Here is a 22,188-nt window from a genome sequence, read left to right on the forward strand (position 1 = left end):
CCCGACCCGCCTAGACTGGTGATGTGGTTCGACTGTTGTTCATCGGAGGCCTGCTGGCCCTCGTCTTCTGGGTGTTCAGCATCGTCGACTGCGCGGTGCAGCCGGCGACGCGGCACCGCGGCGTGTCCAAGGGTGTGTGGATCGCCATCGTCGTGCTGATCCCGGTGATCGGGGGCATCCTCTGGTTCACCATCGGACGCTTCCGGGCAGGCGGTGGCGGGGGATCGCGCACGGTCGCCCCGGACGACGATCCGGAGTTCCTGCGCAGCATCAGCAAGACCGAGCAGGACGATCGCATCCGCCGTCTGGAGGAGGAGCTCGCCCGCCTGGACGACGAGACCGACGGTCCGGCGGAACCGCGGCCGTGACGGCCTCGCCGGCGACGGATGCCGCGGCATCCCTGTTCGCCTCGTTCATCGCGAACGGTCTGCGCGACGTCGTGATCTCGCCCGGGTCGCGCTCTCAGGCGCTCGCGCTCGCCGCGACCCATTTCGCCCGCCAGGACGCCGTGCGCGTGCACGTGCGGATCGACGAGCGGGTGGCGGGATTCACGGCCCTCGGCATCGCCCGCGAGCAGCGTCTGCCCGTCGCCGTGGTGTGCACCTCGGGGACCGCTGCAGCGAACCTGCTGCCCGCCGCGATGGAGGCGTTCCACGCCGGCGTCCCGCTGCTGCTGCTCACAGCCGACCGCCCGCCCGAGCTGCGCGGGGTGGGAGCCAACCAGGCGACGGTCCAGCCCGGGCTGTTCGACCCGTTCGCGCGATGGAGCGTCGACGCGCCCGTTCCGGGGGACGACGCCGGATTCGACTGGACCGACCTCGGCGCACAAGCCGTGGCCGTCGCTCTGGGAGCCTCGACGGACGCACCGCGCGCCTCCGCGACCGTGCCGGCCTCCGCCCTGCACGGCGTCGCCGGACCCGTGCATCTGAACCTCCCGGCGCGCGAACCGCTCTCTGCCGCGCTGCCGGCGTCCGTCACGGCGCGGCCCGGCCCGGGCGCAGCCGCCGTCGAGGTCGAGCCGCCCATGCGCATCGAGCAGGGTCCGCGCACCGTCGTCATCGCCGGAGCGGACGCGGGCCCGGATGCCGAGGAGGTCGCGCACGCCGGCTCGTGGCCGCTGATCGCCGAGATCGTCAGCGGCGCGCGATACGGCCGCAACCTCGTCCACGGGTACCGCGAGCTCCTGCGCGACCCGGCCCTCGGCGGGCGGATCCAGCGCGCGATCGTGTTCGGGCATCCGACCCTCAGTCGCGAGGTGACGGCGCTGTTGCGGCGTGCCGACGTCGAGACCATCGCGGTCCGGGGCGGTGGCGAAGCACTGGACCTCAACGGCCGGACGGCGGCCGCGGCATCCGTCGTCGTCGCCGGCCCGGACACCGACCGGTCCTGGCTCGACGCGTGGCGCGCGGCGTCGGCCGCGGCATCCGTCGACCTCAGCGAGCCGGCCCCGGACGCGGCGGGTCTGCTCTCGGCGGACTCCGGCGCTCGACGCGACGCCGTCCGGGCGGAGCTGGCGAGCGTGCGCCGACCGCTGGATCGGGAACTGCTCGCGGACGCCGTGTGGAGAGCGACCTGGCCGCACGACCGCCTCGTCTTCGGGTCCTCGCGGCTCGTCCGCGTGGCCGATGCGGTGCTTCCGGGCAAGAAAGTGACCGTGCACGCGAACCGCGGGCTGGCCGGCATCGACGGGACGATCGCCACGGCCACGGGCATCGCGATCGCGAGCCAGGCGGCCGGTGCCCCCGGCGTCACGCGCGTGCTGCTGGGCGATCTGACGCTGCTGCACGACGTCGGCGCGCTGCTGCTCCCGCCGGGTGAGCCGGAGCCCCGCCTGCAGGTGATCGTCGGCAACGACGGCGGAGGAACCATCTTCGACTCGTTGGAGGTCGCCTCCGAGGCGCCGGGAGAGGACCTCGACCGCGCGTTCTACACGCCGCACACCGTGCGGCTGGAACAGCTCGCGCTCGCCTACGGCTGGGAGTACCTGCGTGTGACGACCCGTGCCGCTCTCGACCAGGCGCTCACCGCTCCGCCCGGCGGCCGGCAGCTCATCGAGGTCCCGCTGCCGCGCTGACTCGCGTCCTCGCCCTCCTCGGGTTCTGCGACACTTCTCGACGGATGCGCCTGTTCGTTCCTGTGGCGGATGCGGAAAGGTGTGGCAGCACCCGCGCGGGACCGCGATCGGGGATGATGGGCGAATGAGCGCGCACGGATGGCATGCGGACCCCTCCGAGATCCTGCGGGTGGCTGACGGCTTCCGCCTGTCCGACGTCGATCCGGACGGCACCCCGGGATACCGCGGAGGTAAGCAGCACGGCGTGAAAGACCTGGCGGCCCGCGTGCACGAGCTGGACGAGTTGCAGGAACGACTGTGGGCGGGCAGCCGCGCAGGCGACCGGCAGGATGCCGTGCTCCTGGTGCTGCAGGCCATGGACTCCGCCGGCAAGGGCGGCATCGTGCGGCACGTCGTGGGCGGCGTGGACCCGCAGGGCGTCGAGCTCGCAGCCTTCAAGTCGCCGACCGAGGAGGAGCTCGCCCACGACTTCCTCTGGCGGATCGAGCGGCGACTGCCCGCCCCTGGCTACATCGGCGTCTTCGACCGGTCTCACTACGAGGACGTGCTGATCGGGAAGGTGCGCTCCTTCGCGGAACCGGACGAGATCGAGCGCCGCTACGGTGCGATCAACGACTTCGAGCAGCGGGTGGTCGCATCGGGGACGCGCATCGTGAAGGTGATGCTGCACATCTCGCCCGAAGAGCAGAAGGAGCGGCTCATGGAGCGGCTCGAGCGACCGGACAAGCACTGGAAGTACAACCCCGGCGACGTCGACGAACGGATGCTGTGGCCGAGGTACATGGCGGCGTACCAGACCGCGCTGGAGCGGACCTCGACGGACGCCGCGCCGTGGTACGTGGTCCCCGCGAATCACAAGTGGTACGCGCGGCTCGCGGTGCAGGAGCTGCTGCTCGGCGTGCTGCAGGACATCGATCCGCGGTGGCCGGAGGCGGACTTCGACGTGGAGGCGGAGAAGCGCCGCCTGGCGGCGAGCTGACGCCGCCGGACGCTACGCCAGCGCATCCACGAGAGGCCGGAACTTCACGCGCGTCTCCAGCAGCTCGGTCTCCGGATCGCTGCCGGCGACGATGCCCGCGCCGGCGTACGCGGTGACCGCGATCGGAGCATCCGAGCCGGTCTCCGCGCGGAACTGCGCGCAGCGCAGCGCGATGGCCCACTCGCCGTCTCCTGCGGCATCCACCCAGCCGACCGGCCCGGCGTAGCGGCCGCGATCGAACGGTTCGAGCTCCCGGATCGCGGTGATCGCAGCATCGGTCGGCGTCCCGGCGACGGCGGCCGTCGGATGCAGGGCGCCGACGAGATCGAGCGCCGACTCGCCGTCCGAGAGCTCGCCTTCGACGTCCGTGGCGAGGTGGAAGAGGTTCGGCAGCTTCAGCAGGAACGGCTGCTCGCTCGCGGCCATCGCCCGCACGTGCGGGCGGAGCGCGACCAGCAGGCTCTGCACGGCGTACTGGTGCTCGTCGAGGTCCTTGGTGCTCGACGCCAGGGATGCCGAGGCGATGGTGTCGGCATCCGGATCCGCACCCCGGCCGATCGTGCCGGCCAGGACGCGCGCCGTGACGCTGCCTCGGTGCGCCGTGACGAGGGTCTCCGGGCTCGCGCCGATCAGACCGTCGACGGCGAAGGTCCAGGTGTCCGGGTAGCCGGTCGAGAGGGCACGAACGAGGCGGCGCAGATCCGATCCGGCCGGGATCGTTCCGGCGAGGTCGCGGGCGAGCACGACCTTGCTGACCTCGCCGGCGGAGATGCGCTCCAGCGCGGCGGAGACCGCGGCCTGATATCCCTCGGGGGTCTGCGCGCCCGGGCCGACCGTGCCGGCCCAATGCGGTCCGTACTCGACGGCCTCCGGCATCGGCGCGCTGTCCTGAGCGGTGCCGATCCGGGTGATCCAGCTGCGCCCGCGATGCCTGCCGAGGATGATCGACGGCACGGTCAGGATGCTGTCCGCCGCCGACTCCTCGTCGAAGGTCAGCGCTCCGAACGCCACGAGTCCCGTACCGGGAAGGCTGATCGGATCGTCGATCTCGGCCTCGGCGCACAACGAGCGCCAGGACTTCGCGGCGATCGCGGCCCGCGAGGGCCCTTCGCCTGCGGCGACCCGGATGGTGGCCGCGACACCCGATCCCGCAGCGACCAGTCCGTCGCCTCGACGGAGCCACGCCAGCGGTGCGGCGGGGTCGGCATAGGCCAGCAGATCCTCGATCGGTTCGATCTCACGGGTCTGCACGACGAGGCGTTCGCTCACCCTCCCAGGATACGGCGGCCCGTCCCGCCCTTCGTTCGTTGAGCGAGGACGGCGGAGCCGGTTTCCCTTCCGTTCGTTGAGCGAGGACGGCGGAGCCGACCGAGTCGAAACGGGCTCGAGGCTGAGGCCCGTTGGTGAGCCTGCGTTTCGACTCGCCTCGCTCGCTCAACGAACGAGGAGAGGTGCGCCGCGTTTCGACTCGCTTCGCTCGCTCAACGAACGAGGTTGCGTGAACGCCCATACGCTGGACGGATGAGCGACCGCCCCGCCCCCGGCACCGAGATGATCTTCCAGTGGCGCAAGTGGGACGGCTCCCCGCACTGGCGGCACGAATGCGTCTACCTCGGAACCGACCAGTGGGGTGACTGGGTGGGGCAACCGGCGGGCTACCACAGCTTCCGCCCCGGCGCGGCCTTCGACGCCGAGACTCCCAACGTCACGCTCGTGCCGCCTTCCGCCGACTTCGCCCTCACGGTCAATCGGGATCATCCGCGCGACCTGCGCGTCTACATCGACATCGCGTGGGATGTGCGCTGGTCGGACGACCCTCTGCTCGCAACAGGAATCGACATGGATCTCGACGTCATCCGTCGCACGAACGCGCAGGGGACCTACGTCGACGATCGCGATGAGTGGGCGGAGCACAGCGCCCGGTACGGATACCCGGCCGACGTGATGGAGCGCCTCGAGGCGCTGACCCTCGACCTCGAGGAGCGGGTGCGCGGGCAGGTCGCTCCCTTCGACGACGCGACCGGAGATGCCTGGCTCGACCGCCTCGCGGCCCTCGGTCTCGACCGTCCCCTCGCTCGTTGAGCTGGCGTCCCTCCGCTCGTTGAGCGGCCGTGTCCTCGCTCGTTGGGCTTCCGTCCCCTCGCTCGTTGAGCGAGCGCAGCGAGTCGAAACGCAGTCTCGCGAATGAGTCTCGGCACTCAGCCCGTTTCGACTCGGTCGGCTTCGCCGTCCTCGCTCAACGAGCGGCGGGGGCGTCGGCCCGCCGTCCTCGCTCAACGAACGGGAGGTCACATCCCTCGCTCGTTGAGCGAGCGCAGCGAGTCGAAACGCAGTCTCGCGAATGAGCCTCGGCACGCAGCCCGTTTCGACTCGTCCGGCTCCGCCGTCCTCGCTCAACGAACGGAAGGTCACATCCCTCGCTCGTTGAGCGAGCGAAGCGAGTCGAAACGCAGTTTCGCGAATGAGCCTCGGCACGCAGCCCGTTTCGACTCGTCCGGCTCCGCCGTCCTCGCTCAACGAACGGAGGGCGGAAACGAACGGCGTGCCTAGACTGGGAGCGTGACTGAGCCCAACCGCGCCGACCTCGGCAAGGACCCGTCGCGCGTCAGCGGCATGTTCGACCAGGTCGCCGCGGGCTACGACCGCACCAACGTCGTGATGACGTTCGGCAACGACGCGCTGTGGCGTGCCGCCGCCACGCGCGCCGTCGCGCCCCGGCCGGGGGAGCGCATCCTCGACCTCGCCGCCGGGACCGCCTCGTCCTCGGCATCCCTCGCCCGCAGCGGCGCAGAGGTCGTCGCCGCCGACTTCTCGCCGGGCATGCTGGCCGAGGGGCGCCGGCGCCACGGTCACCTCCCGAACCTGTCCTTCGTCGAGGCCGACGCGACCGACCTGCCGTTCGAGGACGACGAGTTCGATGCGGTCACGATGTCCTACGGGCTGCGCAACGTCCAGGACCCCAAGAAAGCGCTGCGCGAGCTCCTGCGCGTCACGAAGCCGGGCGGTCGGCTGCTGATCAACGAGTTCTCCACACCGCCGAACCCCGTGTTCCGCGCGCTGTACCGGTTCTACAACGCGCAGATCCTGCCCCGCGTCGCACGCCTCGCCGGCACCAACAGCGAGGCGTACGACTACCTCAACGAGTCGATCCGCGACTGGCCGGACCAGAAGACGCTCGCCGCCTGGATCCGCGAGGCGGGATGGACCGAGGTCGCCCATCGTGACCTGAGTCTCGGGATCGTCGCGTTGCACCGGGCGACCAAACCGGCGTGATCGGCCCTGCGGCCGGGACGGGTAGGCTGGCAGACGTGACTTCGAGCCCCACAGCGCCGGGTTCGCGCCTGGCGAGCCGACTCGGCTTCAGCGACCGCGTCTTCATCGGTCCTGCGGCCCGGCGCATCGCGCGGCGGATCGAGGACGGCCTCGAACTCGTCGAGGAAGGACTCGCGGTCGACCTGCGCGTCGCGGACTCGGTGGCGGACGCCGCCAGCCGCTACCTCCTCGAAGCCGGCGGCAAGCGCGTGCGCCCCGTCCTGACCCTGTTGACCGCGCAGCTGGGCGAGGGCAACATCCCCGCCGTCATCGACATCGCCAAGGCGCTCGAGATGACCCATCTCGGGTCGCTGTACCACGACGATGTCATGGACGGCGCGGATCGCCGTCGGGGAGTGCCGGCCGCGCACGCGGTCTGGGGCAACAGCGTCGCCATCCTCACGGGGGACATCCTCTTCTCGCGCGCCAGCCAGCTCATGGCGAAGTACGGGGACCGAGCCATCCGACTGCAGGCCGACACCTTCGAGCGCCTGGTCCTCGGACAGCTGCACGAGACCGTGGGAGCGCAGCCGGGCGACGACCCGATCGAGTTCTACATCCAGGTGCTCGCCGACAAGACCGGTTCTCTGATCGCCGCCGCGACCCAGGCCGGCGCGATCTTCTCGAACGCGCCGGAGACCTACCACGAACCCCTGCGCGTGTACGGCGAGAAGGTCGGCGTCGCCTTCCAGCTCATCGACGACGTCATCGACCTGTCCGCCAAGCCCGAAGACACCGGCAAGGTCCCGGGGACGGACCTCCGCGCCGGGGTGCCGACGATGCCCTACCTCCTGCTGAAGGCGCGTCAGGATGCCGAGGCGCAGGCGCTCGCCGCCCGCATCGACGACGGCGTCGCCCGGATCGCCGAGGGCGCTGATCCCGGCATCCTCGACGAGCCGCTCGCCGAGCTGCGCGACCACGCCGTCACGCAGCAGACCCTCGAACTCGCCCGCACTTGGACGCGCGACGCCATCGCCGTGCTCGAGCCGCTGCCGGCGGGCACCGTGCGCGAGGCGCTGACCCGTTTCGCCGAGACCCTCGCCGACCGCAGCAGCTGACGCTGGCCGGTCGCAGCAGCATCCGAAAGGTAACCATGACCAAGCTCAGGCTGGCCATCGTCGGGGCGGGCCCCGCGGGCATCTACGCCGCCGACATCCTGCTCAAGACCGAGCGTTCCTTCGACGTCTCGATCGACCTGTTCGAGCAGCTTCCCGCGCCCTACGGCCTGGTCCGCTACGGTGTCGCCCCGGACCATCCGCGGATCAAGGGCGTCATCGGTGCGCTCCGCGACGTGCTCGACCGCGGCGACATCCGCATCTTCGGCAACGTCCGCTTCGGCGAGGACATCACGATGGCCGATCTGAAGAAGCACTACAACGCGGTGATCTTCGCCACCGGAGCGATCCGCGACACGGCCCTGGACATCCCCGGCGTCGACGCCGTCGGATCTTTCGGGGCGGCCGACTTCGTGAGCTGGTTCGACGGGCATCCCGACGTGCCGCGCGAGTGGACGCTGGATGCCGAATCCGTCGCGGTGCTCGGAAACGGCAACGTCGCGCTCGATGTGGCGCGCATCCTCGCCAAGCACGCCGAGGACCTGCTGCCGACGGAGATCCCCGCGAACGTGCACGCCGGACTCGAGGCGTCGAAGATCACCGACGTGCACGTGTTCGGACGCCGCGGCCCCGCCCAGGTGAAGTTCACCCCGCTCGAGCTGCGCGAGCTCGGCGAGCTGCGCGACGTCGACATGGTCGTGTACGACGAGGACTTCGACTACGACGAGGCGTCCAAGGCGGCCGTCGCCAGCAACAAGCAGGTCAAGGTCATCGACCGCGTGCTGCAGCAGTGGCGCACCCGGCCGGGGGCGAACAACGCCGGCGGCGAGGCATCCCGTCGCCTGCATCTGCACTTCTGGGCCCGTCCGGTGGAGATCCGGAAGGATGCCGAGGGCCGCGTCGCGGCGATCGTGTACGAGCGCACGCAGCCGGACGGTTCCGGCGGCGTTCAGGGCACCGGCGAGATGCGCGAGATCGCGATCGGCCAGCTCTACCGCGCGATCGGCTACTTCGGTTCGCCGCTTCCGGGGGTGCCCTTCGACAAGAAGCACGGCGTGATCCCGAACCACGAAGGGCAGGTGCTCGCGAAGGACTCGAACGAGCGCGTCCCCGGCGTGTACGCGACGGGATGGATCAAGCGCGGACCGGTCGGGCTCATCGGCCACACGAAGTCCGACGCGATGGAGACCGTGCAGCACCTCGTCAACGACCAGGGCTCGTGGTGGCAGCCCGAGGACCCGTCGGAGGAGGCGATCCCGGCTCTGCTCGCCGAGCGCGGGGTGGCGTGGACCGACCTCGACGGCTGGCACCGCCTCGACCAGCACGAGATCGCCCTCGGCGCGCCCGAAGGACGCGCCCGCATCAAGGTCGTCGACCGCGACGAGATGGTGCAGATCTCCCGGGACTGAGCGCCTCGACGCGCGGTCGGCGCCGGCGCACCGGTCGTCGACCTCCTTTGGCCTAGTCTGACGTCATGGTCAGTCGCCGTCGGTGGTTCGCATCCTTCGCTCTCGGTCTCCTGGCGGTCACGGGATGCTCCGCCCTGCCCGTCCCGGAGCCGACTCAGACGACCGACGAGACGGTCACGCAGGCACCGTCGCCCACACCGAGCACGGAACCGGCGTACGCCCCGGAGGCCGCTTTCCAGCTCCCGTGCGATGATGTGGTGTACGCGATGACCGACCTGTTCGGCATCCCGTCGGCTCCCGTCACCGAGCACTTGGCGGTGCAGGAGTCCCCGAACTGGTATCCGGGGCCGGCCCAGTACATGTTCCAGCGCGCGGGCGGTGTCGTGTGCGGGTACGACGACGGCGAGACGCGGTGGCAGGTGACGGCGGTCTCCGGAGCGGGCCCGATCCTCGAGGAGTTGGCGGCGAACGGATACGACGCCTGGGACGAGTCCTCTCGGTGCGGAGACGGCCGGTGCACGATCGTCGCCCGGGACGGCGACATCCTCGTCGAGGCCGCGATCGTCGACTCCGCACTGACGGCGGCCGACCTCGATCGCACGTACGAGACCATGACCGCGCTCGCCGGTCAGGCCGCCGCCACGGTGAAGGACGTGGAAATCGTTCCCAGTGCGATCGCCGGGGCAGAGTGCGAGCACCTGCTCTCGCCGGACGCTCTCGCCGAGCTGTGGGATGTGCCGGCGCAGCTGGAATCGGAGTTCGGCGGCTGGGGCATCCCGGCCTCGGTGTACTGGACGCGGGACGGTGGGAACGCCTGCGTCTACCTCGAGGCGCCGGGCTCCTACGAGGGCGAGTTCTACCTGACGCTCACGACGCTGCCGGCCGGCCGGTGGGCGGCAGAGCTGCCCGTGGGCCGAACCGCCGTCGACGTCGACGGGGCGGATTCCGCCTACGCCGGTGAGGACGACTACTACGAGAACCTCCCGTTCGTCGACATCGTCGTCGGAGATGACTGGGTGCGTATCTCCGCACCCGATCGAACTGCGGAGGATCTGCTCTCCGTCGCTCCGGTCGTCGCGGCCAACATGGCAGCGCTGGGGTCATGACCGGCTGGGGCCCTGATGTCCTGGGTGACGGGTTCGAGCAGCGGACCCTGCCGCTCGGCGAGGACGCCGAGGGCGAGGTCGTCGCCACCCTGGTGCGTGCCGTGCCGACACCACCGGCAGAGGTCGGGAGGTGGCAGAGGTTTCTGCAGCGGGTGCGCGGTCTGCCCGAGCCCCCGTCCGTCGCGGAACTCGCCGACGTGGACGTTCTCTACGTGCACGGCTGGTCGGACTACTTCTTCCAGAAGCGGCTGGCACGGTTCTGGACGACACGGGGGGCTCGCTTCTTCGCCCTGGACCTGCGCAAGTACGGGCGCAGCCTCCGGGAGGGGCAGACGCCGGGTTACATCGCGGACCTCGCGACCTACGACGAGGACATCGAGGCTGCGCTGGAGGCGATGGCGGAGGGCGCAGCATCCGGTCGGCGACTCGTGCTGTTCGGGCACTCCACAGGGGGACTCATCCTGAGCCTGTGGGCGTCCCGCAATCCGGGCCGGGCGTCGGCGGTGATCCTGAACTCGCCGTGGCTGGAGTTCCAGCTCGGCCCGATCCGTCAGGCGATCGCCCCGGTGGTCGAGCTCGGCGCGCGCTGGTGGCCGAAGGATGCTGCGCCGCAGGTCGACCTCGGGTTCTACACGCGTGCGCAGGCGGAGGCGGCCGATCCGGATGATCCGATGGAGGTCAACCTGGCATGGCGGCCGGAGCAGACCATGACGGTTCACGCGGGCTGGCTGCACGCCATCCTCGTCGGCCACGCGCGAGTGGCCGCGGGGCTCGCGATCGACGCGCCGGTGTGCGTGCTGCTGTCGGCGCGGACCGCGGTCCCGACGCGCTGGTCGGAGGAGCTGACCTCCGCGGACAGCGTCCTCGTCGTCGACGACATCGCCCGGGCCGCGCTCAAGCTCGGTACGTCCGTGACGGTCGAGCGCATCGACGGTGCGTTGCATGACGTGTTCCTGTCGCGCCACGACGCGCGCGAGGACGCCTACCGCCGACTGGACGCCTGGGTCACGGGGTGGGCGGCGACCATCAGACTCCGAAGAGGGCGCGGCTGACCTGCTCGGCGGCCTCCGGATCCTCGGCGAGGAGGGCGTCGCGCAGGCGGGCGTGCAGGGTGACCAGTGCGGTCCGGTCGAGGTCCGTCGGCGTGGTGCGGCGCAGGTTCCGTGCGAGAGCCATGCTGGTCTCGCGGAGCAGGCCGTGCTGGAGTCCGTTGCCGCAGTGCTCGGAGAGGTGCAGGAAAGCCGCGTTGCGCGCGGCCGAGTAGCGGACCGGGTCGTCCACCGCCGCCGTCATCGCGTCCACGAGTGCCGCGGAATCCGCCCGTTCGTCCGCGTTCATGCGTTCAGCGGCGAGGCGGGCGACGAAGCCGGCCTGATACCCGGCGAACTCGCGGGATTCGTCGATGACGCGCTCCGTCACCTCGGTGACCTCGGTGTAGCGGCTCGGGTACATGCGCACGAGACCGATGCGCTCGAGACGCTGCAGCGCCTCCCGGATCGGCATGCGCGACACGTGCAGCTGCAGAGCGATCTCCGCATCGCGGATGCGCTGCTTCGGTGCCAGTTCGCCGTTCACGATCGCGGTGCCGAGATGGCGGAAGACCTCCTCCGCCAGCAGATGCTTCGTCCGTCCGATCCGTCGCGAGTCCCCAGTCATCGACCTGCCCCCAGTGCTCCTGCTGTCCCGGCCGCCACGATGCGGCTGGGAGGGCAACTACATCACGAACGGCGCTCCGATGCCAAACCCATGTGTGCTGTGGCCGGCGGAAGCACGCGCGTCGGCCGGCCACAGGCGGTGTCACGCGGCCGTCGCCGCGCGTCCTCCGGTCCCCACCGGACGGACTCCTCCGTCCCCCGTGAAGAGACACCGCTCTCCAGTCTTGAGGATCGCCACCCGTATATCAGTATGCGATCCGGGTCGAGGGGTGTCCCTTCTCAGCGGTAGTTGACGAACTGCAGATCGACGTCGAGGTCACTGCCCTTGAGAAGCGCGATCACGGCCTGCAGGTCGTCGCGGCTCTTGGACTGCACGCGCAGCTCGTCGCCCTGGATCTGGCTCTTCACGCCCTTGGGGCCCTCGTCGCGGATGATCTTGCTGATCTTCTTCGCGTTCTCGGAGGAGATGCCGTCCTTGAGCGAGGACACGATGCGGTACTCCTTGCCGCTCGCGAAGGGCTCGCCGGAGTCGAGGCTCTTCAGCGAGATTCCGCGCTTGATGAGCTTGGACTGGAACACGTCCAGCACCGCCTTCGCGCGCTCCTCGGAGTTGGCCTTGATGAGGATCTGCTCGCCGCTCCACGCGATCGAGGCGTCGGTGCCCTTGAAGTCGTAGCGCTGCTCGACCTCCTTGCGTGCCTGGTTCAGAGCGTTCTCGGCCTCCTGGTGGTCGACCTTGGAGACGATGTCAAAGGAGCTGTCAGCCATACAGGCAGTGTAGCGAGCCTGCTCTTGCCGGGAACTCTTGGAAGCGCTTCCATGGGAGTCGGTTCCTTCCGTCGACGGTCACAGGTTGGTATCGGCTGTACAGCTCGTTGCGGAAGCGGGTGAACTCGTTGCATACTGTAAGCGCTTGCAGTCCTGCAGGCCATCAGCACTCAGAGAGGCACACACCAATGAAGGTGAACAAGAGGGGCATCGTCGCCGCGGGCGCCATCGCCATGATTTCCACCCTGACGCTGGCTGGCTGCTCCACCGGCGGCGGCAGCGACACCGGCTCCGGCGACGCCGAGTTCTCCGGCGAGATCACCGTCTGGGTGGACGCCGACCGTGCGGAGGTCCTGGAGGATGCCGCGGCCTCCTTCACCGAGGACACCGGCGTCGAGGTCACGCTCGTGCAGAAGGAGTTCGGCGAGATCCGCGACCAGTTCGTGCAGCAGGTTCCGACCGGCGAGGGACCGGACATCGCGGTGGGCGCGCACGACTGGCTCGGCGCGCTCGCCACCAACGGCGTCGTCGCCCCGGTCGAGCTCGGCGACAAGGCCGGCGACTTCGAGAAGGTCGCCGTCGACGCGTGGAGCTACGAGGGCCAGACCTATGGCGTCCCGTACGCGATCGAGAACATCGGACTGCTGCGCAACACCGACCTCGCGCCCGAGGCTCCCACGTCGTATGACGACATGATCGCCAAGGGCAAGGCGGCCGGCACCGAGTACGCCTTCCTCGTCGGTCTCGACCCCGAAGCATCCGACCCGTACCACCTGTACCCGTTCCAGACCTCGTTCGGCGCTCCGGTCTTCGGCACGAACGACGACGGCAGCTACAACCCCGAGGACCTGCAGATCGGCAACGAAGGCGGCGTCGAGTTCGCGAACTGGCTCGCTGCTCAGGGCGCAGCCGGCATCCTCAACACCAACATCACCGGTGACCTCGCGAAGGAGAACTTCGTCGCTGGCAAGTCGCCGTTCTTCCTCACCGGTCCGTGGAACGTCCCGGCGGCGGAGGAGGCCGGACTCAACATCGCGGTGGACCCGATCCCCGCGGCCGGCGGCCAGGACGCGCAGCCCTTCGCGGGTGTCCAGGGCTTCTTCCTCAGCTCCCAGAGCGAGAACCGCCTCGCCGCCAACGAGTTCCTCACGAACTACATCGGAAGCGAAGAGGTCCAGACCGCGCTGTACGAGGTCGGCGGTCGCACGCCCGCACTGACCAGCGCGTTCGAGGCCGCCGTCGAGAGCGACCCGATCACCGCCGGTTTCGGCGAGGTCGGCGCGAACGCCGTCCCGATGCCGAGCCTCCCCGAGATGGGCGCCGTGTGGGAGTTCTGGGGCGTCACCGAGGCCGCGATCATCAACGGCTCCGGCGACCCGACCGAGCTCTGGAACAAGATGACGTCCGACATCCAGGCCGCCATCCAGAAGTGACGACGACGGATCGGTGCGGCATCCGCTGAGGTGCCGCGCCGATCCTGTCCTGCTCCAGGGGATTCGAACGAGGAAAGCCGATGACGACGCCCACCACTGAAGACCGCGACACCGCGGCATCCGCGCCGACGAAGCGCCAGCGCCAGGCCGCGCGACTGGCCGAGCACGCCGGCGGAGGCTGGAAGCTGCTGCTGTTCAAGGTGGTGGCGCTGGGCATCATCGACGCCCTCGCGCTCTACGCGATCTTCGTCCTCGTCCAGAGTGATCAGTGGATCCCCGCGATCATCGTCCTCGTCGTCACCGGCGGGGCGAACTGGATCTACTTCAGCCGGGGCAACCTGCCGGCGAAGTACCTCATCCCCGGGCTCGTCTTCCTGTTCGTGTTCCAGGTGTTCGCGGCCGTCTACACCGGCTACATCGCGTTCACGAACTACGGCACCGGACACAACAGCGACAAGCAGAGCGCGGTCAACTCGCTCATGCTCTCCGCGCAGGAACGGGTCCCGGACTCGCCCGCGTACGACCTCACGGTCGTCGAGCAGCTCGGGCAGTTCTCGTTCCTCGTCACCAGCCCCGACGGCGACGTCTCGATCGGCGGCGAGGAGCGGCCGCTCGAAGAGGTCGACGGCGCGGAGATGGACGGCGGCAAGGCCGTCGGGCTGGCCGGATACAACACGCTGGGCTTCGCGCAGATCGTGCAGAACCAGGAGGCCATCGCCGACATGGCGGTGCCGCTCAGCGACGACCCGAACGACGGCGCCCTGCGCACTCCGGACGGCTCGACCGCCTACGTGTACCTCTCCAAGCTCGTGTACGACGAGGACGCCGACACGATGACCGACACGCGCACGGGCGTGGTCTACTCCGACATCGGCACCGGGGCCTTCACGGCCGAGGACGGCACCGAGCTCATGCCGGGCTGGCAGATCAACGTCGGCTTCGACAACTTCGTCCGCGCGTTCACCGAGGAGTCCATCCGTGCACCGTTCTTCTCGGTGCTGATCTGGACGTTCGTGTTCGCGTTCCTGTCGGTGTTCACGTGCTTCGCGCTGGGGCTGTTCGTGGCCATCGTCTTCAACGATCCGCGGATGAAGTCCAAGCGGTACTACCGCGTGATCATGATCCTGCCCTACGCGTTCCCCGGCTTCCTCTCCGCGCTGGTGTGGGCGGGCATGATGAACCAGGAGTTCGGCTTCATCAACCAGGTGCTGCTGGGCGGGGCCCAGGTCCCGTGGCTGACGAATGAGTGGCTGGCGAAGTTCAGCATCCTGCTCGTGAACCTGTGGCTCGGATTCCCCTACATGTTCCTCATCTGCACAGGGGCTCTGCAGGCGATCCCGGAGGACGTGCAGGAGGCCGCCCGCGTCGACGGCGCCAGCGCCTGGCAGGTGTTCCGCTCGATCAAGCTCCCCCTGCTGTTCGTCGCGGTCGCGCCGTTGCTGATCTCGTCGTTCGCCTTCAACTTCAACAACTTCAGCCTGATCTACATGCTCACCGGCGGCGGGCCGCGAGACGTGGAGGCCGGCGTCAACGTCGGCGCGACCGACATCCTCATCACCATGGTCTACAAGGTGGCGTTCGTGGGCTCGAAGTCGGATTACGGCCTGGCCAGCGCCTTCTCGATCATCATCTTCATCCTGGTCGCGACGATCTCCGTGATCGCGTTCCGCCGCACCAAGGCACTCGAGGAGCTGAACTGACATGAGCACGAGCACCGTCGCACCGTCCACGAGCGCGATCGTCACCGAAGCCGGCGTCCGCGGCGAGGGCCGCGAGCCCCGGCGCCCGTTCAAGAAGTACTTCCGCGAGACGGGCTGGCGCCACCTCGTCGGCATCGTCGTCGGCGTCTTCGCCCTGTTCCCCCTGCTGTACATCTTCTCCGCATCGCTCAACCCGGGCGGGACGCTGCTGACGGCCAATGCGCTGTTCAGCAACTTCAACATCGACAGCTACGTCTCGCTGTTCACCAGCAGCACCCATCCCTACGGGGCCTGGTTCGTCAACACGCTCGTGATCGGCCTGATCACCGCCGTGTGCACCGTGCTCCTGGGGGCGCTCGCCGCGTACTCCTTCTCGCGCATGCGGTTCACCGGCCGCCGGTTCAGCCTGACGGCTCTGCTGGTCGTGCAGATGTTCCCGCAGATGCTCGCCATGGTCGCGATCTTCCTGCTCATGGTGACGATCGGCGACATCTTCCCCGCGATCGGACTGAACTCCCAGATCGGCCTGATCATGGTGTATCTCGGTGGCGCGCTGGGAGCCAACACCTATCTCATGTACGGCTTCTTCAACACCGTTCCGGCATCCATCGACGAGGCGGCGAAGATCGACGGCGCCGGCCACGCCCGGATCTTCTTCACGATCATCCTCCGTCTGGTGGCGCCGATCCTGGCGGTCGTGGGGCTGCTGAGCTTCATCGGCACCTCGAGCGAGTTCGTCCTCGCCAGCGTCATCCTCATCGACCCCGACAAGCAGACCCTCGCGGTGGGACTGTACAAGTTCATCTCCGACGAGTTCTCCAAGAACTGGAGTATCTTCGCGGCAGGGGCCGTGCTCGCCGCGATCCTGCCGGTCGCACTGTTCCTCGCGTTGCAGAAGTACATCGTCGGCGGTCTCACCGCCGGCAGCGTCAAGTGATCCGATAACCGAACACGCACAATTCAGGGGCTCTGTCATGGCATCCGGCCGTGCAACCACGTCGATCGATCCGGCGATGGTGCATCGCCGGCGTCTCCCGAAAGGACAGCACATGACCACCCTCCTTCCGCATCACGACGGTTCCGGCCTGTACGTGTCGGACCAGGCGCCCGCTCTCGGCGACGTCGTCACGGTCCGGCTGCGCGTGCCCGCCGGGTACGGGCCCCTGGATGCCGTGCGCACCCGCTCCAACCCCGATCACGAGCCGGAATGGACCGACGCGACGCGCGTCGGCGAGGCCGACGGCTGGGAATGGTGGGAGGCGCCGGTCACCGTGCGCAATCCGCGGCACGGCTATCGATTCGTCCTCGTGCACGCCGACGGCACGGTGGAGTGGCTCAACCAGAGCGGCCTGCACCGCGGGGAGACACTGGATGCCGAGGACTTCGCACTCGTCGCGAACGAGGCCCCGCCGGCGTGGCTGCACGAGTCCGTGATGTACCAGGTGTTCCCCGACCGCTTCGCCCGCTCGGCGCAGGCCGACGAGCACCCGACGCCGGAATGGGCGATCCCTGCAGCCTGGGACGATCCGGTGGACCCGGTCATGCCCGGTCGCTCGCAGCAGTTCTACGGCGGCGACATCCCCGGGATCATCGAGCACCTCGACCACCTCGTGTCGCTGGGCGTCAACATCCTCTACCTGACGCCGGTGTTCCCGGCGGCCTCCAACCATCGCTACGACGCCGCGAGCTTCGACCGGATCGATCCCCTGCTGGGCGGCGATGAGGCCTACATCCGCCTCATCGAGGAGGCGCACTCCCGCGGCATCCGGGTCATCGGCGATCTCACGAGCAACCATTCCGGCGACCGGCACGAGTGGTTCCAGCAGGCGTACGGTCATCCCGGCGCCGAGACGGAGAGCTACTACTACTTCACGGATGCCGGGAACACCGAGTACGAGTCGTGGCTGGGCACGCGCACGCTGCCGAAGTTCAACTGGGCATCGCCCGAGCTGCGCGAGGCGTTCGTCTCCGGAGAGGACTCGATCGTCGCGAAGTGGCTGAAGCCGCCGTACAACGCGGACGGCTGGCGCATCGACGTCGCCAACATGACCGGACGACTGGGAGACGTCGACCTGAACGCTGAGGTCCGGCAGCTGCTGCGCGAGACGATGCTGCGGATCAATCCCGACACGATCCTGCTCGGGGAGTCGACGAACGATGCGGCGAGCGACCTGCAGGGCGACGGATGGCACGGCGCAATGACCTATCCCTCGTTCACCCGCCCGCTGTGGGGGTGGCTGAGTACCCCCACCGGTGCGCCGTACCTGACGGCGGAGGGGGAGGAGCGCACCGAGCCGTGGTTCTTCGGACAGCCCATCGGCGGCATCCCGCGCTACACCGCAGCGGACTTCGTCGACGCGGTCACGCGCTTCACCGCCGGCATCCCGTGGCGGGTGCGGCTGGGCAACATGCAGCCCCTGGACACGCACGACACCGGGCGCTTCGCGACGAACGCGGCGCCCGGAACGGTGCCGGTCGCCCTCGGCCTGTCGATGACGCTGCCCGGACTGCCGGTCGTGTTCGCGGGCGACGAGTTCGGGCTGACCGGCGCCGACGGCGAGGCGAGCCGGACGCCGATGCCGTGGGGGAGCGAGACGGAACCCGAGACGGCGGAGAATCTCGCGCTGTACCGGACGCTGATCGGCCTGCGCCGGCAGCACGCCGTGCTCGGCACCGGCGGGTTGCGCTGGCTGCACGTCGACGACGAGACCGTCGTGTTCGTCCGGGAGAGTGTCGAGGAGTGCGTGCTCGTGCTGGCCACGCGAGGCGGGGCGGATGTCGCGCTCGCACCCGGCGCGCTGAGCGGCGCCGATCGCGCGGACGCGCTCGTGGGCGACGCGACGCTGGTCCCGGCATCCGACGGAGCGACCGCGCTCGCCGCGAGCGGGCCCGCGTTCGCGGCGTGGAGCCTGCCCGGCGTGACGGCTCCCCGAGGATGACCGATCCGCGGCGGTACGACGCCCTCAGTCGCGGCCTGGCCGAGGGTGTTGCCGCAACCCCGGGAATGCTCGGCCTCGTGCTGCTCGGTTCGGCCTCGGACGACGCGCGCTTTCGGCGCGACGAATGGTCCGATCATGACTTCTTCGCCGTCGTCGAGCCGGGCCGTGGGACCATGTTGCGGTCGGATCTGAGCTGGCTCCCCGAGAGGGATCGGATCGTGCTGACGGCTCGCGAGGGCGAGATCGGGTTCGTGGCCCTCTACGACGACGGGCACGTGTTCGAGTTCGCGTTCGCGGAAGCCGCGGAGCTCGCCGGGGCGCAGGCCCGCGAGGCGACTGTGCTCGTCGATGACGCCGCAGGCACCACGGCGACGCTGATCGCCGAGGCGCGTGAGCGCGCCGCCGGCAGCGATCGGCTCGATCCCGCGAACGACGTTCGACTCGTCCTGGTGAAGCTGCTGATCGGCACCGGGCGCGTCCGACGCGGGGAAGTGCTCAATGGCGGGGCGTTCATCCGGCAGTGGGCCGTGGTGCATCTGGTCCGGGCCGTGCGCGGACGCTGCGCCGGCGCAACGTCGGCCTCCCGCGACACGATCGACCCGGTGCGCCGGTTCGAACAGGACTATCCGGACTGGGCCTCGCGGATCGCCGAGGCCGTGGCGCAGGAGCCGGAACGCGCGGCGCGCGCCCTGTTCGCGCTGCTGCGCGAGCTCGAACCGGGCTGGGCGGAGTTCCCCGCAGCAGCGGCGGACGCGGTAGCCCGACGCCTCGGCTGGAGCTGACGGGCGGGACCGGTATCGTGCGACGCATGCTATCTTGTCATGCATGGCAGCGGATGTCGGGGCGCAGATGCGCAAGGGGGTGGTCGAGTACTGCGTGCTCGGCCTGCTCTCGCGGCAGCCGATGTACGGGTGGGAGCTGTCCGACGCACTGACGGGCGCGGGACTGATCGCGAGCATCGGCACCCTGTACCCGCTGCTCGGACGGCTGCGGGACAACGGCTGGGTGACGACCTTCGATCAGCCCTCCGAGACCGGTCCCGTCCGCAAGTACTACCGGCTGACGGATGCCGGAACCGCCCAGCTCGCGCAGTTCCGCGTGCAATGGACGCCCTTCGCCCGTGTCGTCACGGGCATCGTGGGAGAGGAGCCCTCATGATCGAGACGGATGCCGACCGGCTGCGCACCGAGTACCTGACGCGCTTGGACGTTGCGATGCGCGATCTGCCGCACGGCGTCGCGAGCGAGATCAGGGCGGGAATCGCCGAGGAGCTCGAAGGACGGGATGCCGAGGCCATCGCCGCCCGGATCGCCGCGCTCGGCGACCCGGCGGACATCGCCCGCGAAGCGCAGGACGAGGTCCCGGTCCCGCCGGTCGTGATGGTCGCTCCGCCGGTCGCCGCCCCGGCGGGAGGCAGACCGCCGGCGACAGGCACCCGCGGTTTCGCCATCGCCGCCGCCCTCACGCTGAGCTTCGGCGGCATCGTGCTGCCCTTCGCGGGGTGGATCGTCGGGGTCGTGCTGGTGTGCTTCAGCACGCTGTGGCGGGTGTGGGAGAAGGTCGTCGCGGTCCTGATCCCGTTCGTGACCGCGGCGTTCTCGATCCTCGTGTGGAGCTCGTTCAGCGTGGCGGCCACCGTCGAGGAATCCGGCAGCGGGATCACCGAGACGGTCAACCCGCTCGTGCCGGCCTGGTACGACGTCGTCTGGTCCGGTGCGCTGCTCATCGGCATCCTGCTCGTCCCGGCGTCGGGACTGTGGCTGCTCTGGCGCCTGCGCGGCCGCACCGAGCGCTGACGCGCGTCGATCCGCCCAGCCGTCCTGTCCTCGCTCAGCCGGCCCCGCCCTACCTACGCGTCTGCCACACCTTTCGACGAATGCGTCACGAAACAACCGGCGCATTCGTCGAGAAGTGGCGCAGAACCCGCGCGAAGCGCGGCGGCGCGGCGTTGCTTCCGGTCGGTCCGCTCCCGCCGTCGTACGGTGAGGACATGGCTCGCGTGGGAGGGCGCAATCCGGTGATCAGCTGGATCGTCGGCATGCTGTGCGCCGGTGTCGTCGGCGCACTGCTGTGGCTCGCGGTGCCGGCCGGACCGGCTGTGCTCGAGGTGGTGGGCAACGGCCTCCGCCAGCTCACTCCGTGACGCGACCGACACGCGGACACGTCGGCACGCCTCCGCGGGCGCCTGCTCGCGCGGCGATACCCTCGCAGTGCACATATCCGACGAGAGGCGCCCCCATGAGTGACCCCGAGGTTCCCCAGCCCGAGAAGCCGGCCGACGTGAACGACGTCGTCGACAGCGCCAAGGCCGGTCTCGAAGAGGCCGCCGCCGCCGGTGCCGATGTCCCCGCCGAGACGGCGGATGCACCCGTCGACCCCGATCTGGCCGCGTTCGAAGCGGCCGAGCGCGAGCACCCCGGCACGTTCGGCGCACTGCCGGACGGCATCCCCGCCGCGCGTGACGGCATCGCGGGCGGCGAGTCCCCGTCGGTCGACACCCCGGTGCCGGCCGCATCCGACGACGAGGTCACCGAGGTGGCCGTCGCCGCCACCACGACCGACGCGCTGAACGAGCGCGCGAACATCGTGGCCGAGGAGCCGTATTCGGTCACCTCCGTCTACGACCAGCCGTCGGATGCCGAGACCCACGTTCTGCCGTCCGAGCCCGTCGTGGCCGCCGCCGCGGCGCCCGCCGCGCTGCAGCCGATCTTCGTCCAGGCGCCGGAGCCGCCCCGCGACCGGGGCAACCGCGGCACCGCCGGAGCCATCGGCCTGCTGGCGACCGCCGTGTTCGCGGCGCTGTTCCTGGGCGTCGTGCTCGCGCTCGGTGCGATCCAGGGGGACGTCACCGGAGCGAACATCGGCGAGGCGGCACTCGCACCGTTGACGACCTGGGGCTTCTGGACGCCGGTCGTCGTGTTCTTCCTGTCGTTCTGGCTGCTGGGCGCGATCATCAACCGCGGCCGCTGGGGCCTGTGGGTGGTGTTCGGACTGCTCGTCGGAGTGGCCTCGTACTTCGGGTTCATCCTCGGCCAGCTCTTCGAGGCGCCGTTCTGGATGATCACCGCTTCTCAGGGCGCCGAGCTGGTCAACGAGCAGCTCTTCTCCCCGCTCGCGATCGCCGCCTTCGTGCTGGGCCGTGAGCTCACGATCTGGTTCGGCGCATGGGTCGCCCGCAGCGGCGCACGCAAGACCGAGCTGAACGCCGAGGCGCAGCGCGAGTACGAGCGCACGCTCGAGGCCGGTCCGACACTGCCGAGGTGACCACGGACGCCTCCACGCCGAACCCCCGCGGGCCCGAGCCCGCGGGGGTTTCGGCTGTCCTGGCGCTGGTGCTGTCGACGATCAGCTTCTTCGCGCTCGCGATCGTCGGCCTCGGTGCGCTGAGCTTCGCGACGGATACTGACGTCATCGCGGTTCCCGATCTCGGCCCGGCGCCCGGTGCGATCGGGATGGCCGCGGCCGTCGCGGCGTTCGCGGGTGTCGAGTGGCTGGCCGTGCGGATCTCCCGTCCCGTCTACCGCTCGGTGTGGGTGACGGCGCTGGCGACGGTCCTCGTGCACCTGATGGTCGTCTCGGCGGGGGTCCTGCTCGCCGCGGGCGATGTCGTCGTTGCGCTCGCCGTGGCGGGTGGCCTGGTCACCACGGGGCCGAGCCTCGTCATCCTCGCTGCCGCATCCGTCGCGGCCTGGGGCGGCGTGGCCCTGCGACGGACGCGCGCTCAGCATCCGACCTGGCCGTGGGAGCACGACGAGTAG

The 22,188-nt window shown here is 69.8% G+C and carries 22 protein-coding genes; 19 read left to right on the forward strand and 3 right to left on the reverse strand.

Annotated elements, in window-relative coordinates:
• Positions 1-23: 23 nt before the first annotated feature.
• From KYX17_RS23080 to KYX17_RS23090, 3 genes are all read left to right on the forward strand, one after another.
• A complete protein-coding gene (locus tag KYX17_RS23080) occupies positions 24-368 on the forward strand; it encodes a PLD nuclease N-terminal domain-containing protein (RefSeq protein WP_243229759.1) in 345 nt (114 codons plus the stop codon).
• On the forward strand, positions 365-2,074 hold the full coding sequence (gene menD / locus KYX17_RS23085; protein ID WP_243229760.1) for a 2-succinyl-5-enolpyruvyl-6-hydroxy-3-cyclohexene-1-carboxylic-acid synthase: 1,710 nt from the start codon (positions 365-367) through the stop codon (positions 2,072-2,074). Before KYX17_RS23080 ends, menD begins: the two co-directional genes overlap by 4 nt.
• A 124-nt stretch (positions 2,075-2,198) precedes the next feature.
• Entirely contained in the window at positions 2,199-3,053 is an 855-nt protein-coding gene (locus KYX17_RS23090) for a polyphosphate kinase 2 family protein (protein WP_243229761.1), read from the forward strand.
• A gap of 12 nt (positions 3,054-3,065) precedes the next feature.
• On the opposite strand, the gene KYX17_RS23095 is transcribed toward KYX17_RS23090, so the two are convergent.
• A complete protein-coding gene (locus KYX17_RS23095; protein ID WP_243229762.1) occupies positions 3,066-4,322 on the reverse strand; it encodes an isochorismate synthase MenF in 1,257 nt (418 codons plus the stop codon).
• A 252-nt stretch (positions 4,323-4,574) separates the two neighbouring features.
• Between KYX17_RS23095 and KYX17_RS23100 the strand changes: the two genes are divergently transcribed.
• From KYX17_RS23100 to KYX17_RS23125, 6 genes are all read left to right on the forward strand, one after another.
• The gene (locus KYX17_RS23100) at positions 4,575-5,135 is read left to right on the forward strand and encodes a DUF402 domain-containing protein (protein ID WP_243229763.1); all 561 of its coding nucleotides are present in this window, start codon (positions 4,575-4,577) and stop codon (positions 5,133-5,135) included.
• Positions 5,136-5,666: 531 nt separating this feature from the next.
• A complete protein-coding gene (ubiE, locus tag KYX17_RS23105) occupies positions 5,667-6,326 on the forward strand; it encodes a bifunctional demethylmenaquinone methyltransferase/2-methoxy-6-polyprenyl-1,4-benzoquinol methylase UbiE (protein WP_243229926.1) in 660 nt (219 codons plus the stop codon).
• Between the two features lie 35 nt (positions 6,327-6,361).
• Positions 6,362-7,423 (forward strand): polyprenyl synthetase family protein, encoded by a 1,062-nt coding sequence (locus KYX17_RS23110; protein WP_243229764.1) that lies wholly within the window; start codon positions 6,362-6,364, stop codon positions 7,421-7,423.
• 35 nt (positions 7,424-7,458) lie between these two features.
• On the forward strand, positions 7,459-8,829 hold the full coding sequence (locus tag KYX17_RS23115) for an FAD-dependent oxidoreductase (RefSeq protein WP_243229765.1): 1,371 nt from the start codon (positions 7,459-7,461) through the stop codon (positions 8,827-8,829).
• A gap of 65 nt (positions 8,830-8,894) precedes the next feature.
• Positions 8,895-9,935, forward strand: a complete 1,041-nt coding sequence (locus KYX17_RS23120) for a hypothetical protein (protein WP_243229766.1) — start codon at positions 8,895-8,897, stop codon at positions 9,933-9,935.
• Positions 9,932-10,987, forward strand: a complete 1,056-nt coding sequence (locus KYX17_RS23125; protein WP_243229767.1) for an alpha/beta hydrolase — start codon at positions 9,932-9,934, stop codon at positions 10,985-10,987. The genes KYX17_RS23120 and KYX17_RS23125 overlap by 4 nt, the downstream gene beginning before the upstream one ends.
• Here KYX17_RS23125 and KYX17_RS23130 read toward each other — a convergent pair.
• Together KYX17_RS23130 and KYX17_RS23135 are read right to left on the reverse strand one after the other, a co-directional pair.
• Positions 10,962-11,591, reverse strand: a complete 630-nt coding sequence (locus KYX17_RS23130; protein WP_243229768.1) for a GntR family transcriptional regulator — start codon at positions 11,589-11,591, stop codon at positions 10,962-10,964. The genes KYX17_RS23125 and KYX17_RS23130 overlap by 26 nt on opposite strands.
• Positions 11,592-11,869: 278 nt before the next feature.
• Entirely contained in the window at positions 11,870-12,358 is a 489-nt protein-coding gene (locus tag KYX17_RS23135) for a YajQ family cyclic di-GMP-binding protein (protein WP_243229769.1), read from the reverse strand.
• A 188-nt stretch (positions 12,359-12,546) separates the two neighbouring features.
• Here KYX17_RS23135 and KYX17_RS23140 point away from each other — a divergent pair, with 188 nt between their 5' ends.
• From KYX17_RS23140 to KYX17_RS23185, 10 genes are all read left to right on the forward strand, one after another.
• Positions 12,547-13,791, forward strand: coding sequence for a maltose ABC transporter substrate-binding protein (locus KYX17_RS23140; RefSeq protein ID WP_243229770.1), 1,245 nt, complete (start codon positions 12,547-12,549; stop codon positions 13,789-13,791).
• Between the two features lie 80 nt (positions 13,792-13,871).
• Positions 13,872-15,491, forward strand: coding sequence for an ABC transporter permease subunit (locus tag KYX17_RS23145; RefSeq protein WP_243229771.1), 1,620 nt, complete (start codon positions 13,872-13,874; stop codon positions 15,489-15,491).
• 1 nt (position 15,492) lies between these two features.
• The gene (locus KYX17_RS23150) at positions 15,493-16,428 is read left to right on the forward strand and encodes a sugar ABC transporter permease (RefSeq protein ID WP_243229772.1); all 936 of its coding nucleotides are present in this window, start codon (positions 15,493-15,495) and stop codon (positions 16,426-16,428) included.
• A 112-nt stretch (positions 16,429-16,540) separates the two neighbouring features.
• Positions 16,541-18,430 (forward strand): glycoside hydrolase family 13 protein, encoded by a 1,890-nt coding sequence (locus KYX17_RS23155; RefSeq protein ID WP_243229773.1) that lies wholly within the window; start codon positions 16,541-16,543, stop codon positions 18,428-18,430.
• Positions 18,427-19,212, forward strand: coding sequence for a hypothetical protein (locus KYX17_RS23160; RefSeq protein WP_243229774.1), 786 nt, complete (start codon positions 18,427-18,429; stop codon positions 19,210-19,212). Before KYX17_RS23155 ends, KYX17_RS23160 begins: the two co-directional genes overlap by 4 nt.
• A gap of 43 nt (positions 19,213-19,255) precedes the next feature.
• On the forward strand, positions 19,256-19,588 hold the full coding sequence (locus tag KYX17_RS23165) for a PadR family transcriptional regulator (RefSeq protein WP_243229775.1): 333 nt from the start codon (positions 19,256-19,258) through the stop codon (positions 19,586-19,588).
• Positions 19,585-20,226 (forward strand): hypothetical protein, encoded by a 642-nt coding sequence (locus tag KYX17_RS23170; RefSeq protein WP_243229776.1) that lies wholly within the window; start codon positions 19,585-19,587, stop codon positions 20,224-20,226. The genes KYX17_RS23165 and KYX17_RS23170 overlap by 4 nt, the downstream gene beginning before the upstream one ends.
• Before the next feature lie 194 nt (positions 20,227-20,420).
• Positions 20,421-20,573, forward strand: coding sequence for a hypothetical protein (locus KYX17_RS23175; protein WP_243229777.1), 153 nt, complete (start codon positions 20,421-20,423; stop codon positions 20,571-20,573).
• Positions 20,574-20,668: 95 nt separating this feature from the next.
• The gene (locus tag KYX17_RS23180) at positions 20,669-21,694 is read left to right on the forward strand and encodes an ABC transporter (RefSeq protein WP_243229778.1); all 1,026 of its coding nucleotides are present in this window, start codon (positions 20,669-20,671) and stop codon (positions 21,692-21,694) included.
• Entirely contained in the window at positions 21,691-22,188 is a 498-nt protein-coding gene (locus KYX17_RS23185; protein WP_243229779.1) for a hypothetical protein, read from the forward strand. Before KYX17_RS23180 ends, KYX17_RS23185 begins: the two co-directional genes overlap by 4 nt.

It is taken from the genome of Microbacterium sp. CIAB417, assembly GCF_022788845.1.